Genomic DNA, 14,093 nt, shown 5'->3' with positions numbered 1-14,093 from the left:
GGCCGGTGCGGCACTGCTGCGGCGCACCGGCCGGCCGCGTGCCCTAGCGGTCCGCGGAGCGCTGGTGGAGCGAGCCGTCCGCGTGCTGACGGGCGATGTGCTCGCAGGCGCGAGCGGTGAGCGCCATGATCGTCAGGGTCGGGCCCACCCCGCCGTTCGACACGTAGGCACTGGCGTCGGTGACGTAGAGGTTGGGGATGTCCCACGTCGCGTTGTACTCGTTGAGGACCGACTTGGCCGGGTCGTTGCCCATCCGGGCCCCGCCGCACTCGTGGATCGCCGCGCCCATGGCGAGGCTCCGCTTGATGCCGATGCGGAAGATCGCGCGGCTGAACGGGTCGGCGTCCGGCCAGATCTTCTTGGAGTCCAGGCCGAGCGTGGAGGCCGCGAAGTTCACCTGGTAGCCGCTCGCCTCGGCCATCTCCCGCAGTCCGCGGACCTGGGCACGCATCAGAGCGCGCTCGTTGTCGGTGAGGGACAGGTGGATGCGCGGGATGGGGATGCCCCACGCGTCGGTACGGCGGGGGTGCACGGAGATGCGGTTGTCGTAGTACGGCAGCATCTCGCCGAACCCCATCAGTCCGACGACACCGCCCGCGCCCTCCGGGACGGGCATCCGGCCGACCGTTCCCTGCACCGACCAGCCGCGGGCGAAGTCGCTCGTGGTGGTTTTGTCGACGTTGTCGAAGTGCGGGATGTAGACGCCGCCGACGGGCGGGTAGTACGGGTCCGGCGGCGCGGGGTCCTCGGGGGACTCGGCGCCGGGGTGGTTCGGGTCGGAGCCGAACAGCAGGCTCGGCGTCTGGTCCATGAAGTAGTGCCCGAGCAGGCCGGAGGAGTTCGCCAACCCGTCGGGGTGGGCGGTGCTGCCGGAGTTCAGCAGCAGCCTGACCGACTCGATGGCCGACGCGCACGAGACGACGACGTCGGCGTACACCCGGTGCTGGGCCTTCGTGTTCTGGTCGATGAAGATCACGCCGTCGGCGAGACCCGTCTTCGGGTTGACGGTGATCTTCTGCACGATCGCGTCGGTACGGGTGGTCAGCCGGCCCGTGGCGCGCGCCGCGACGATTCCGAGCGGGACCCGGTGCAGGTTGGGAGCGGCGTAGCGCCACGGGACGACGTGGCGCTCGGACCACCGCCGCTCGACCGTGGCCTTGAACTCCTCCTCGGCCTTGGTGAACACCGACGGCCCGCGGTACTTGCCGTCCGGGAGGTTGTCCAGGCCCTCGCTGGTCCCGTAGAGGCCCAGGAACTCCTCGATCCTGTCGTAGTACGGGGCGAGGTCGGCGTAGGAGATGGGCCAGTCCTCGCCGTGTCCGTCGCGCGACGCGGCCTTGAACTCGTGGTCGGAGGAGCGCAGGAGCACGCGTCCGTAGGCGTGCAGACGTCCGCCGAGCTGGCGTCCGCGGATCCAGAGGAACTCGCTGTCGGAGGCGTAGGGGTGCTTGAAGTCGTTGACCAGGAACGGGCTGGTCTGGTCCTTGAACATGGCCCGCCGGGCCTGGACGTACTGTCCCCTGAGGCCCGAGCGGAGTCGGCCGCCGAGGCCGATGCTCATCGCCTTGGGCGGCGTGGGCTTCGGCGGGACGAAGTCCGCCTCGCTGATGTCCCGGCCGGCTTCCAGGAGCAGGACCTCCATGCCCCGTTCCGTCAGCTCCTTGACCGCGATGCTGCCGGCGGCGCCGGAGCCGATGACCAGGGCGTCGAAGCGCTTGTCGAGGGAACCCATGATCAGCACCCGCCGAGGGCTCGTGCTGCCCGGCCCGTGCGGCCGGCTTCGGTGGGTGCCCCGTGGGCGCGGCGGACGGCCGCTTCTTCGTGGGTGGCACGGTTCGCGTTCACTGTCGTTCGACTCTTCTCTGCTGTGAGGCTCGGTCCGCCTGCCGCCCGTGCGGAGGGGACCCGGATGGGGTCAGCGGTCCTGGACCGTGGGACCCCGTACCTCACGCAGGCCGAGCCGCTGGCTGCGTGCCCAGGCGCCGCAGAACAGGCCGAGCGGCGCGTGGGAGCTGTCGAGGAGGGGCCGAGCCTCCTGCCCGCTGCCCAGTGATGCCGGGGACAGGTACTTCATGACTCCACCTCCTCGTTGGGTGATGACGTAGGTGTGACGGGTACGGCGGGCTCTCCCGCTCGCGCGGGTGAGGGCTGTCCTGCTTCCTCAGGCTTCGGCGGGCGCGTTCTGCGGGGTCCGGTGGTGGCGGGAGAAGACGCCCCAGACCACTGCGGCGATCACGGCGGAGAAGACGGGGAAGACCCAGACCGCGGTCCAGTCGGACAGGGGTCCGTTCTGGTGGGCGCCGACGGTCGCGTCGTAGATCTGCCCGGAGATCGTCGCGCCGATGAACTGGCCGAATCCGGAGACCATGAGGATGAGCATGCTCTGGGCCTGGACGGCGAGCTCGACCGGCGCCACCTCGCCGACGTACATGGCGCCGAGGACGAGGAAGAAGTCCTGGCAGACGCCCTGCACCGCAATGGCTCCGACGGCGAGCCAACTGCCGTGCCCTGCCGCCTCGATGAGCAGTACGCAGCGGACGGCCCACATGCACATGCCGGCGAACAGCGCCCACTTCATGCCGACCCGCCGCAGGACGAAGGGGATGGTCACGATGAAGGCCACCTCCGACGCCTGTCCCACGGACATCAGCCCTGCCACGTTGGTGAAGCCCAGCGCGCCGAGGTAGGTGGAGGCGTAGGTGTTGTAGACGCCGAGGGACACGGCGACGAGCAGGGCACACACCATGAGTACGGCGTAGTTCCGCCGGCGCAGCAGCCGGAACGCCTTGGCTCCCACCAGGTCGCCCCACGAGAAGCGGACTCCCTTGGCGGGCGGCGGCGTGGCGGGGAGGGTGAAGGAGAAGAGGCCGAGCAGGAAGCTGAAGGCCGCGGTGACGTAGAAGAGGTTCGTGGACGCCGACAGGCCCATCCAGCCGACGAGTTGTCCCGCGATGACCCAGCCGACCGTGCCGAAGACGCGGACGTAGGGAAAGCGTCGCTGGTTGGCGCCGAGGTGCCGGAAGGCGATGGCGTTCGTCAGACCGAGCGTGGGCTGGAAGAAGAGCATGTAGACGAAGACGAGGGCCAGTACCAGACCGCCCGCGCCGGACCGGACCGCGAACGGCAGGAACAGCATGGTCACGCCGCCCAGCAGATGGGCCAGGCCGAGGGCCTTCTGGGAAGCCATGAACCGATCGCCGATGGCGCCGAACACCATGGGCGAGACGATCGCCGCGAGGGCCGCGAGGCTGAACGCGGTACCGATGATGGTCGGCAGCCCGTGGGTCGCCAGGACGAGACTCACCGTCGCGAACCAGGAGCCGAACACCGCGAACTCCAGCAGCATCATCACGACGAGCTGCACGAAAAGGCGGGTGTCTCCCGTGCCGGACTCGATGGACGCGGTGCCGGAATCGGGCAGCGGGGCGGCGGAGGCGGCCTTCGTGGCGGTGACCTGCTCCGCGGGGCTCATGTGCGTCGGTTGACTGCTCATCTTTGAGGTCCTTTAAACCGTTCGAATCCTGAACGTTCCGCGTCGGCGTGCAATTCACCGCACCCTTGAGCAAGGTGTGCTTTCAGCGCTCGACGCTTGTTCTGATGCTGTGGGGACTGGAAGGCCACCGGAACCCAAAGGGGTCGGGCCTGGGGTGCGGCGGTAACGTCAGACCTGCATTGATCTGCGACGTTCCCCGGCCGAGGGGACAAGGGGCAGTGCGGCTCGGGTCATGCAATTGAACTCGGTGCTGCAGGGCGGCCCATTCTCGGAGTCCCCTCCGGGTCGCCCTCAACTGCGGCCATCGTCATCCCCCTTTACGGGAATGTCAACGATTATGTGCGCGATCGTTCGAGACGCGAACAGTATGGGTTCGGCGGGCCCATTCCGGGAGGGCACTCGCTCCCCCGCCGGACTCTGTGAGGGCCAGCGCCACACCACCCAGGAGGGTCGCGTCGTCGCCCAGCACCGCGGGCAGGAACCGGATTCCGGGCGAGACCATCTTCAGGCTCTGCACCTCCACGGAGGAGAGCAGGCCGTCGAAGACCAGCGGTCCCGCCTCGCCGAGGATGCCTCCCACGGCGACCACGCTGGGCGCCATGACCTTCGCCGTGCTGGCGAAGGCCCGCCCCAGGTGCCGGCCCGCCTCGAAGAGCACGCGACGGCACGCCGGATCGCCCCGGCGGGCGCCGTCGACGACCGCGTGCAGCGAACCGAGGGAATTGCCGGAGGCCGCGAGCGCGTGCAGGATCGAACGTTCGGACACGAAGGTGGTGAGGCAGCCACGGCTGCCGCAGAAACACACCGGCCCCGACGGCTCCAGCACGAGATGGCCGATCTCACCGGCCAGGCCGTCGCCGCCCCGGTGAATCCGGCCGTCGATGATCAGTCCGCCACCGACTCCCGCCGAACACATCACGTACAGGAAGTCGGTGGAGCCGCGGCCGGCCCCCCAGGTCCACTCCGCCAGCGCGGCGAGGTTGGCGTCGTTCTCCGCGAAGACGGGCGCGCCGAGGGCGTCCTGGAGCGTCTCGGCCACCACGACGTCCTTCCAGGCGGGCAGCTGGAGCCGCGCCCACGACGTGACGGTGCCCGTCGCCCGGGCCAGCGGGGCCTGCATGCCCACCGTGACCCCGGCGAGATCACTCGGCTGCATTCCGGCGCGCGCCGCGAGGGACCGCACCATGTCCAGAACCAGCCCGGCGTGCCCGCCTCCCTCGCCGTCGCTGACACGCAACGCGGCGGCGGCGTCGAGGCGGGTGCCGGCACCGAAGTCGAGCAGGGCTGCCCGCAGCGAGTCCACGTTGACCTGGACCGCGACGACCGCCCCCTGGTTGGACACGAGGGCGACCAACGACTCACGGCCGTTGACCGGCATCAGTTTCGCGACGCCCTGCTCGCGCAGGGTCTTCACGATGCTGTTCACCGTCGCCCTGGACAGATCGGTGCGGCGCGCCAGGGCGGCCTGCGACGACGGCCCGCTCAGGCGCAGCGCCTCCAGCACTCTCTGCACGTTCTGGTGCCTCGTGCCCGAGTGCGCCCGGGAGGCGCGTCCCGCCCCAGTGGTGCCTCCGTCGTTCTGTTCCACCGCACGACCATACGTCGCCGTTGTCGCGTGCGCCCCGACGTCGCGGGGAAGATCCACGCCGTCGGAGTCGGTGGTCACTGGTTGCTGAAGGCGGAGTCGAACGCGGCCTCCGGCAGGGGCCACAGGGCCGCCTTGATCCGGTGCACGGCCTCCGCGGCACCGTGCAGTCGGTCCATGCCCGCGTCCTCCCACTCCACCGAGACGGGGCCGCGGTATCCGATGTGCGCCAAGGCGCGGAAGGCGTCCTCCCAGGGAACGTCGCCGTGGCCGACGGAGACGAAGTCCCAGCGCCGGCGCGGATCGCCCCAGGGAAGGTGCGAGCCGAGGATGCCGGCGCGTCCGGTCCGGGGACGGATCCGGGTGTCCTTGCAGTCGACGTGGTAGATGCGGTCCGCGAAGTCGGTGAGGAAGCCGACCGTGTCGATGCCCTGCCAGAGCATGTGGGAGGGATCCCAGTTGAAGCCGAAGGCGGCCCGGTGGTCGACGGCCTCCACGGCCCGGACGCTCGTCCAGTGGTCGTAGGCGATCTCCGAGGGGTGCACCTCGTGGGCGAAGCGGACGCCCTCCGCGTCGAAGACGTCGAGGATGGGGTTCCAGCGGCGGGCGAAGTCCTCGTAACCGTCGTCGATGACCGACTGGGGCACGGGCGGGAACATGGCCACGTACTTCCAGATCTTCGATCCGGTGAAGCCGACGACGGTGTCCGCACCAAGGCTGCGCGCCACCCTGGCGGCGCGCTTCATGTCCTCGGCGGCCCGTCGGCGCACGCCCTCCTCGTCGCCGTCGCCCCATACGGAGGGGCGCAGGATGGCCTGATGGCGGAAGTCGATCGGGTCGTCGCAGACGGCCTGGCCGCCGAGATGGTGGGAGATCGCCCAGACCTTGAGGCCGTAGCGGTCGAGCACGGCCCGCTTGGCGGGGAGGTACGCGGGGTCGTCCTCGGCCCGTGCGAGGTCGAGATGGTCACCGGAGGCCGCGATCTCCAGCCCGTCGTATCCCCATTCGGCGGCCAGGCGCGCCACCTCCTCGAAGGGGAGGTCCGCCCACTGCCCCGTGAACAGGGTCACCGGCTGCCGTGCGGCGCCGGGCTCGGCCAGGGTTCCTGCGGTGTCCGTCATGTCACAGCCTCCTTGGATTCGCTGCCACTTTAGCTTAATCTGAGTAAAAGTCGACGCTCTGCACGTCTCAAGCTGCCTTGTTTCGATCATCCAGAGCATTAATGCCGCTCGGGGGCGTGCGCTCCCGGCGGGAGAGGAGCACCTCCATGAGCGGGTTGCGGGTCGCGATCGTCGGTACCGGGTTCATGGGAGCCGTGCATGCCCGCTCGGCGGCCGTCAACGGCGCCCGCCTCGTCGGCGTGATCGGCTCGACTCCCCTCAAGGGTCGAGCCGCGGCACAGCGGTTCGGGGCGGAACGCGGCTTCGACTCCCTGGAGGAGGCTCTGCGCCACGGTGTCGACGTGGTCCACGTGTGCACCCCGAACGCCACTCACGCCCGCTTCGCCCGTACGGCGCTCGCCGCCGGAGTACCGGTGGTGTGCGAGAAACCGCTCGCCACCGACATGGGCACCGCCGCGGAACTCGCCTCACTGGCGGCGGACCGGGACCTGGCGACGGCCGTGCCCTTCGTCTACCGGTACTACGCGTCCGTCAGGGAGGCCCGCGCCCGGCTCGCCCGGCCCGGCCACCGTGCGCCATGGCTCCTGCACGGCAGCTATCTCCAGGACTGGCTGGCTTCCCCGGAGGCCACCGACTGGCGCGTGGACGCGGCCGACGGCGGAGCGACCCGGGCCTTCGGCGACATCGGCGTCCACTGGTGCGACCTCGCGGAATTCGTCACCGGCCAGCGGATCACCAGGATCGACGCGCGGTTCGCGCGGGCCTTCGCCACGCGCCCCGGCCCCGACGGCGCAGCTCGCCCCGTCGCGACCGAGGACGGAGCGGTCGTCCTCCTGGAGACCGACGCCGGCGCCGTCGGCTCACTCGTGGTGAGCCAGGCTTCCGCCGGCTACAAGAACGCGCTGACGTTCTCCTTCGACGGGCCCGACTCGAGTTACGCCTTCCGGCAGGAGCAGCCCGAGTCGCTGTGGATCGGCGGGCGCGACGCGCACGAGGTCCTGGTCCGCGACCCCGGCCGCGGCGGCGCCCCCGTGGGCCGGTCGGCCGCCCTTCCCGCCGGACACCCGCAGGGCTACTACGAGTGCTTCGCCGATTTCGTGGCAGACGCCCACGCCGCCGTCCGCGGCGAAGCGGTGGACGGGATGCCGGACTTCGACGCGGGGCTGCGCGCGGCCTGCATCGCGGAGGCCGTGGTCGCCTCCGCCCGGGACGGCGGCTGGGTGGAGGTCCCGACCGCGGCCGACGGACACCGCGTGCCGGCACCGGTCGCTGTGCAGTGACCGGCGCCCGGGGCGTGTCCGGCGGGGCATGCCGCGGGCACGGAGTCGGGCACGCCCGACCGGGCCTGCGCGGTGCCGCCGGTCTCCTCCGGCCTGATCCGGCCTGATCCGGTCCGGTCCGGGCCGACCTGACCCGGCCTGACCCGGCCTGACCCGGCCTGACCCGGCTGGCGGGCCCTAACCGGTGCGGGCGTCGCGCGACGCGTCCTCGCGCGCCGCCTCGGCCGTGAAGTCGTCGCCTCCGCTCCCGTCACCGACCCGAGTGCCCCGGGGAGTGCCGGCGGGCAGCCAACGCGTGAGCAGGTCGGGGTGGAGCAGTTCGTCGATGACGAGTTCGGCTGCGCCCATGACGTCGCGGCGACTGCCGTGTCCCACCTCGACGACCTCCAGCTCGTCGGTGGCAAGGGGCAGGGAGCGACGGGTCACGGCCTCGGCGATGGGCGCTCGAAACACCTCGCCCGCCCTGGCCAGGGTGCCCGCGAGGAAGACCGTGGACGGGTTGAACACACTGACGAGCGTGGCCAGTTGCAGTCCGATCAGGTCTCCGGCGCGCACCACCAGCTCGGTACAGGCCGCATCGCCGGCCAGGCAGCCTTCGAGGATGTCGGTGGCCACGAGCGGCGCGTCCGTACCCTCCAGGCGTGCGGCCAGGAAGGGGCTGCGTCCCGCCAGGGCGGCCGTTCGCCCGTCCCGGGAGAGCGCCCAGCCTCCCGCGAACGCCTCCAGGCAGCCGAACTTGCCGCATCGACAGCGATGCCTGGACTCCTCCGCCACGATGGTGTGCCCCAGGTCGCCCGCCGCCCCGCGCGCGCCGCGGTGCAGTCGGCCGCGGGACACCAGTCCGAGCCCGATCCCGGTACTGGCCTTGACCAGGAGGACGTTGTCTCCCGCGGTCTCCCTGGCGGCGCTCCACGCGCCGAGAGCCATCAAGTTGGCGTCGTTGTCCACCCAGGCCGGCACATCGAAGTGCTCCTCCAGCCGCTCCCGCAGGCGGAAGCCGTGCCAGCCGGTCATGATCGGTGGCCGCACGGGCGTGCCGCGGGCGAAGTCGACCGGCCCGGGGACGCCGACGCAGACCCCCCACAGCATCTGTTCGTAGCGGCGGAGCAGCCGGGCCGCGGCGCCGAAGAGCGTGTCCAACGATGCCTCGGGACCGCGCTCGACGTCCCAGGCCAGCCATTCGTCGGCCAGCACGGTGCCGTCGAGGTCGGTCACGGCGGTGTGCAGACCGGTCGCGCCGAACACCGCTCCCAGCACGACTCCCTTGCCGGCCGCCATCCGCAGCACCCGGGAAGGCCGGCCCCCGGTGGAGGGCGCCTGTTCACCTTCCACCAGGAGCCCGGCCCGGACGGCCTGATCGACGCGCTGGGTGACCACCGTGCGGCCGAGGCCCGACCTGCGGACGAGTTCGGGCCTGGTCACGGCGGACCCGCTTCTGATCATGCGCAGAACCAGCGACAGAGTCCGGGTGTGGTCACTCATGCAGTGCAGTCTCCATCAGCCGGGCCGTACGCCGGGGTCGGCAGTCATGCGGAGCGCTCCGCGGCCGAGCCCGGCGAGGGCCGCCTCGGAGCTGCCTCGGCGGTACGAGCTTATGTTCCCGGGATGGTGCATCGCACCGACCTCCCCGGGACGCACGTCGCCCGATTGTCTGCATAGTAGAATCCATGTCTACATTACAGAATGACATGACGGAACGGGTGTGGAATGAAGGCCCCGCAGGGCACCCCGAACAAGCCGAGCCGAAGGACGCCGCCCTGGGCGTCCGTCCTGCGGACGGCCGCGGTCACGGCGCTCCCCCTCGCCATCGGCACCGCGTCCGGTGCGCCGGCGTACGGCGCGCTCGTCTCCATGGGCGCTCTCAACGCGGTCACCAGCGACAGGGGGCCCGGGCGCCCCGGACGGCTGGTGGGCATCGCGCTGCCGCAACTCGCGGGCGCGGCCGGTCTCGTCGTGGGGCCGCTGGTGCACGGCAGGGGTCCGGTCACCGTGGTCGCGGTCGCTCTGGTCGGGCTGGTGTCGGGCGCCCTCTCGGCCCGGGGACCGGTCGCCTCGGCGTGCGGACTGCTGCTGCTTCTCGACACGGTCGTCGGCGCCGGTCTGCCGATGCCGGGATCGTGGTGGCTCGCTCCGTCGCTGGCCCTGCTCGGCGCTCTGCTCGTCCTGGCGCTGGTGGCCCTCCCCCGGTCCCGCCACGCCCGCCCCACGGCCCAGGCCGCGGTCGCGGACGCCTATCGCGCGGCCGCCGTCCTTCTGGAGACGTGCGTGAGACGGCCGGTAGGGGATCGGCACCGCACGCCGTCCGTCCCAGGCCCGGCGGACGAGCCGGTACGGCATCGCCACCAGCCACCGTCCGGCCTGCACCCGGCAAACCAGTACGGGTACGAGGCCGCGCGCCGAGCCCTGACCGCCGCGCTCGATGTGGCCCATGACCGGCTCCGATCCCACCGCCCGCGCCGCGATCCCGAGGCGCGTCTGCTGCGCACGCGGATCGACGCCCTGGCACCCCTGGCGGACGTCGCGCCGCTGGTCCACCAGCACTGCGGGCAACTGTCGCCCGCGGTGCCGGTCTCGGTCCGTGAACTCGCCGGCGTCATCGCAAGGGGCGACGCCGTACGACAGCCCCGCGCTCTCGTCGACGTCTCCCTCGGGCCGGCGGACCGAGCGGCAACGCGTGCGCTACGCGTCACCACCGACGTGCTGCGCTCGACAGGGACCGCTCCGCTCCCGTCGAGCCCCTCCGGGCCCGCCCCGCGGTCGGCTTCCGCCCCGCGGTCGGCTTCCGCCCCGGGAGAGAGACGGGCCAGGCCATGGCGTGGACGCCGTACGGCGTCACCCGGATACGGGCTGCGCCTCGCTCTGTGCGTCGGTGTGGCCGAGGCGCTCGTCCACTGGGTGCCCCTGCCCCGGTCCTACTGGGTGCCGCTCACCGTCACCTTCGTCCTCAAGCCGGACGCCGGACCGGTCTTCTTCCGGGCACTGCTGCGGGTGCTCGGCACCGCGGCAGGCCTGGTCGTCGCGGCGGCGGCCCTGGCCGGCTCTTCGCGAGGCTGGTGGGACATTCCGGTGGTCGCGCTGCTGGCCGGGCTGCTGCCCGTGCTGGCACCCCGCGGCTATGCGCATCAAACAGCCGCGATGACGCCGTTGATCCTGATGCTGTCGGACCTGCTGGCCCACCAGGGCACGGCAGCGCTCCTCCCCCGTCTCCTGGACACCGCCATCGGCTGCCTGATCGTGCTCGTGGTGGGCCATCTGCTGTGGCCGGGGCGCCGCAAGAGCCGCGTGCCCGCCAGACTCGCAGACGCTCTGGACGACGCGGCCCGGTATCTCACGGCCGGCTGCACTCCCGGGCTCGACGAACGCCGCAGCAGCCAGTTGCGCCGGCATCTGTACCGCGACCTGGCGGCGATCCGCGCGCAGTTGGAGAAGACTCCCGTGGAACTCCCGCCACTGCGTGCCGGGGTCGAGCGCGGGGCGACAGGCGTCGCCCTGGTGGAGAGCGTCGCGGATGAGATCAGCGCCGCACGGGTCCGTATCGCCCACGGCGCCGAGGCGCCGGGCACACAGGACGTCGCTCTCCTGGCCGACAGAATTCGCCGGATCGCCGACGTGCTGCGCACACCCGCGCTCGACGGGGATCTCGACGACGCAGGCGTCCTCTACGAGGGCATGGCGTCCGACGAGTTGCTGCAACCGTTGCGGAGGAAGATCGCCACGCTGGAGGCCGAGGTGCGCGCAGGCGCGCACACCTGGTGAGAGCGCGGCGTAACGTCCAGGCCGAGCGAGGGCGACGAACACGTGCCACCGGACCGACGCCGGTGGCGCGCGGACCGGCACCTGGTGGCGGGCGGATCAACCCCGCGCCGTCCAGGCGCGGGCCATACGCACCGCATCCCGGTTCGCGGGCACGTCGTGCACCCTGACTCCCCAGGCACCGGAGGCCGCGGCCAGCGCGGACACGGCTGCCGTGGCCGCGTCCCGCCCGGCCGGGGGCACCGCTTCGCCACCCGTGCCGGCCAGGGCCGAGCCGATGAAGGACTTCCTGGACGCACCGATCAGTACGGGCCGTCCGAGGGCCGTCAGTTCCGGAAGCCGGCTGAGCAGCTCCCAGTCGTGCTCGGGGCGCTTGGCGAATCCCAGGCCCGGATCGAGGACGATGCGTTCGAGGGCGACACCGGCATCGGTGAAGGCGTCCACTCTGCGCAGCAACTCCTCGCGGACTTCACCGACGACATCGCCGTAGTGCGCGTACCGGTACATGTCCGTGCTGGGCGAGCGCCAGTGCATGACGACACAGGGAACCTCGGCTGCCGCGATCACGGAGGCCATACGACGGTCGGCCAGACCTCCGCTGACGTCATTGACCATGACGGCCCCTGCCTCCAGGGCGGCGTCGGCGACCTCCGCGTGCATCGTGTCTACGCTGACCCGCACACCGCGCGCGGCGAGCGCGCGGATCACCGGCAGGACCCTGCGCCGTTCCTCGTCCGCCGGAACCGGACGGGCACCGGGGCGGGTCGACTCCCCGCCCACATCGATGATGTCGGCACCCGCTCGCGCCAGCGCCAGCCCGTGCTCCGCCGCTCGTCCGGGGTCCAGGTGGGCACCGCTGTCGGAGAAGGAGTCGGGGGTCACGTTGAGGATCCCCATGACCACACAGCGGGTCCCGTCGAGAGGAGCGACCGGGCCGGTGCGGGTCACGGGAACACGATGGTGTGATGGGAGTGCCTGATCACGCGGTCCTCCGCGTGCCACAGGACGGCCCTGGACAGCACGGCGCGTTCGACGTCGGCTCCCCGGCGCTTGAGTTCGGCGACGGAGTCCGCGTGGGTGACGCGCGCGACGTCCTGCTCGATGATGGGGCCCTCGTCGAGGTCCTCGGTCACGTAGTGCGCCGTGGCGCCGATCAGCTTCACCCCGCGCCCCTTGGCCTTGGTGTAGGGGCCCGCTCCGACGAACGCGGGGAGGAACGAGTGGTGGATGTTGATGATCGGAACGCCGACGCGCTCGATGAAGTCGCCGCTCAGGATCTGCATGTAGCGGGCCAGGACGACGAAGTCGACGTTTCCGCCGAGGAGCCGGAGGTGCTCGGCCTCGGCGGCCGTCTTGTCGGGGCCCGTGGAGGGGACGTGGAAGAAGGGAACGCCGAAGGTCCGCACCTCGTCCGCCGTGTCGGGGTGGTTCGAGATCACCATGGCGATGGTGACGGGCAGTTCGCCGCGCCGATGACGCCACAGGAGGTCGAGCAGACAGTGATCGGACTTGGACGCGAAGATGGCGACCCGCTTGGGAGTTGCCATGTCCCGGAGCGTGAAGTCCAGTTCGAAATCGTCCTTCAGCCTGCTCCGGAGCTCCTCTCGTAGCGCGGGAAGCTCCGCCCGGAGGCCGGGCTTGGAGAACACCGTGCGCTGGAAGTAGGCGTCGTCCTGCGGATCCGAGTACTGGTCGAGGGAGACGATGTTGGCGCCGCGCCGGCTCAGCAGTGTGCCGACGGCGGCGACGATGCCCACGCGATCGGTCCCCTTGATGGTCAGCGACGCGCGGTCCGTCTGCGGCCGGACGAAGGTCGGCCGTACGTCGGCTTGGGGAGCGAGCGTCACTTCAGGCCCTCCTTGTCACGAAAGGTGTCGATCCAGGTGGAGGTGGCTCCGAGGCCGCCGAAGGTGTAGAAGTGCAGCTTCACGTCCCCGTGCCGGGCCACGTCGTAGCCGGCGGCGAGCGCGCGCAGGAAACGGTCGGGGCCGGCGGTACCCATCAGGTTGGTGAGGGAGAGCCCGTACTTGCGGGCGATGGAGGTGCTCGTGCCCACACCGAAGCGAGTGGCGAAGGCCAGCAGGCGCTTGACTCCGGCGGGGCCGGGAACGCCCACACGGACCGGCAGGTGGATGCCCCGCGCGCGCACTTCCTCGATCCACGCCAGGACGGGATCGGCGTCGAAGCCGAACTGGGTGATGATGTCGCCGTCGAGATCGCCCTCGGTCATCGCGGCCGCCTTGTCCGTCAGCGCGGCCCAGAGCGTGACGTCCGGGATCTGCGGGTGGCCCTCCGGGTAGCCGCTGATCCCGACACGGCGTACGCCGTGTTCCTGGAGCAGCCGGGAACGGATGATCTGCAGGGAGTCGTCGTACGGACCGTGCGCCTGCGCGGGGTCGCCGCCCACGGCGAAGACCTGTTCCTGGACGCCGTGCGCGCGGAGGGCCGTGAGGAACTCCCGCAGGGCGGCCTCGGAGGCCAGCCGACGGGCGGAGATGTGCGGTACGGGGACGAATCCAAGGTCACGCGCGGTGGTCGCTGCGTCGAGTCGCAGCGCCAGATCCTCGTTGCCGAGGTAGGTCACGTTGATCCGGGTACCGGGCGGGATGGACTGCCGGGCCTCGCCCAGCTTCGAAGTGTCCTTCCCCGTCATCTCCAGGGAGAAGTCGCGCAGCAACGCGACTCCCGTGGAGGGTGGGATGGAGGTCGTCTTCATCGTGCTCCTTGCACACGTGGGGTGCCGACCGGGGCTGTTCGTCCCCCAGTCGGCACGGACGAGCCGCACGGTGCGGAGAGGAGCCGTACGGTGCGGGCGGGATTCGGGAGACCTGAGGGCGACCGGAGGGCGACCGGAGGGCGAC

11 protein-coding genes are annotated in these 14,093 nt (G+C 71.2%); 2 read left to right on the top strand and 9 right to left on the bottom strand.

The features are described 5' to 3' along the window. Positions 1 to 43 precede the first annotated feature (43 nt). The 5 genes from WN71_RS07705 to WN71_RS07690 form a co-directional block, all read right to left on the bottom strand. On the bottom strand, positions 44 to 1,732 hold the full coding sequence (locus WN71_RS07705; protein WP_046584425.1) for a GMC oxidoreductase: 1,689 nt from the start codon (positions 1,730 to 1,732) through the stop codon (positions 44 to 46). Positions 1,733 to 1,915: 183 nt separating this feature from the next. Next, complete coding sequence (locus WN71_RS41770; RefSeq protein WP_167382898.1) at positions 1,916 to 2,074, bottom strand: hypothetical protein; 159 nt, start codon at positions 2,072 to 2,074, stop codon at positions 1,916 to 1,918. Between the two features lie 87 nt (positions 2,075 to 2,161). Continuing rightward, positions 2,162 to 3,493 carry an MFS transporter gene (locus WN71_RS07700; RefSeq protein WP_107469590.1) on the bottom strand — a complete coding sequence of 444 codons (1,332 nt, stop codon included), beginning with the start codon at positions 3,491 to 3,493 and terminating at the stop codon, positions 2,162 to 2,164. 328 nt (positions 3,494 to 3,821) lie between these two features. Then, complete coding sequence (locus WN71_RS07695; RefSeq protein ID WP_063777691.1) at positions 3,822 to 5,081, bottom strand: ROK family transcriptional regulator; 1,260 nt, start codon at positions 5,079 to 5,081, stop codon at positions 3,822 to 3,824. Positions 5,082 to 5,155: 74 nt separating this feature from the next. Next, positions 5,156 to 6,199 carry a sugar phosphate isomerase/epimerase family protein gene (locus tag WN71_RS07690; protein WP_046584370.1) on the bottom strand — a complete coding sequence of 348 codons (1,044 nt, stop codon included), beginning with the start codon at positions 6,197 to 6,199 and terminating at the stop codon, positions 5,156 to 5,158. A gap of 146 nt (positions 6,200 to 6,345) precedes the next feature. On the opposite strand from WN71_RS07690, the gene WN71_RS07685 reads away from it, so the two are divergent. Further along, a complete protein-coding gene (locus WN71_RS07685; RefSeq protein ID WP_046584371.1) occupies positions 6,346 to 7,479 on the top strand; it encodes a Gfo/Idh/MocA family protein in 1,134 nt (377 codons plus the stop codon). A gap of 177 nt (positions 7,480 to 7,656) precedes the next feature. On the opposite strand, the gene WN71_RS07680 is transcribed toward WN71_RS07685, so the two are convergent. Next, the gene (locus WN71_RS07680; protein WP_063777688.1) at positions 7,657 to 8,961 is read right to left on the bottom strand and encodes an ROK family transcriptional regulator; all 1,305 of its coding nucleotides are present in this window, start codon (positions 8,959 to 8,961) and stop codon (positions 7,657 to 7,659) included. Positions 8,962 to 9,186: 225 nt separating this feature from the next. On the opposite strand from WN71_RS07680, the gene WN71_RS07675 reads away from it, so the two are divergent. Further along, entirely contained in the window at positions 9,187 to 11,235 is a 2,049-nt protein-coding gene (locus WN71_RS07675; RefSeq protein WP_046584372.1) for an FUSC family protein, read from the top strand. Between the two features lie 96 nt (positions 11,236 to 11,331). On the opposite strand, the gene folP is transcribed toward WN71_RS07675, so the two are convergent. Genes folP through WN71_RS07660 form a run of 3 tightly spaced genes read right to left on the bottom strand, consistent with a single transcriptional unit; the run spans position 11,332 to position 13,948 of the window. Continuing rightward, positions 11,332 to 12,129, bottom strand: coding sequence for a dihydropteroate synthase (gene folP / locus WN71_RS07670; RefSeq protein ID WP_046584428.1), 798 nt, complete (start codon positions 12,127 to 12,129; stop codon positions 11,332 to 11,334). 47 nt (positions 12,130 to 12,176) lie between these two features. Continuing rightward, complete coding sequence (purU, locus tag WN71_RS07665; protein ID WP_046584373.1) at positions 12,177 to 13,079, bottom strand: formyltetrahydrofolate deformylase; 903 nt, start codon at positions 13,077 to 13,079, stop codon at positions 12,177 to 12,179. After that, positions 13,076 to 13,948, bottom strand: a complete 873-nt coding sequence (locus WN71_RS07660) for a methylenetetrahydrofolate reductase (protein ID WP_046584374.1) — start codon at positions 13,946 to 13,948, stop codon at positions 13,076 to 13,078. Before WN71_RS07660 ends, purU begins: the two co-directional genes overlap by 4 nt. Positions 13,949 to 14,093: the final 145 nt, after the last annotated feature.

Source organism: Streptomyces mangrovisoli (assembly GCF_000974985.2).
In the GTDB taxonomy this organism is placed as follows: domain Bacteria; phylum Actinomycetota; class Actinomycetes; order Streptomycetales; family Streptomycetaceae; genus Streptomyces; species Streptomyces mangrovisoli.
This window is presented reverse-complemented; position numbering and strand designations above follow the sequence as displayed.

Excerpts from the sequence above, each read along its gene's own strand:
- WN71_RS07705 (WP_046584425.1), bottom strand. The coding sequence starts at position 1,732 with ATGGGTTCCCTCGACAAGCGCTTCGACGCCCTGGTCATCGGCTCCGGC.
- WN71_RS41770 (WP_167382898.1), bottom strand. The coding sequence starts at position 2,074 with ATGAAGTACCTGTCCCCGGCATCACTGGGCAGCGGGCAGGAGGCTCGG.
- WN71_RS07700 (WP_107469590.1), bottom strand. The coding sequence starts at position 3,493 with ATGAGCAGTCAACCGACGCACATGAGCCCCGCGGAGCAGGTCACCGCC.
- WN71_RS07690 (WP_046584370.1), bottom strand. The coding sequence starts at position 6,199 with ATGACGGACACCGCAGGAACCCTGGCCGAGCCCGGCGCCGCACGGCAG.
- WN71_RS07685 (WP_046584371.1), top strand. The coding sequence starts at position 6,346 with ATGAGCGGGTTGCGGGTCGCGATCGTCGGTACCGGGTTCATGGGAGCC.
- WN71_RS07680 (WP_063777688.1), bottom strand. The coding sequence starts at position 8,961 with ATGAGTGACCACACCCGGACTCTGTCGCTGGTTCTGCGCATGATCAGA.
- WN71_RS07675 (WP_046584372.1), top strand. The coding sequence starts at position 9,187 with ATGAAGGCCCCGCAGGGCACCCCGAACAAGCCGAGCCGAAGGACGCCG.
- folP (WP_046584428.1), bottom strand. The coding sequence starts at position 12,129 with ATGGGGATCCTCAACGTGACCCCCGACTCCTTCTCCGACAGCGGTGCC.
- WN71_RS07660 (WP_046584374.1), bottom strand. The coding sequence starts at position 13,948 with ATGAAGACGACCTCCATCCCACCCTCCACGGGAGTCGCGTTGCTGCGC.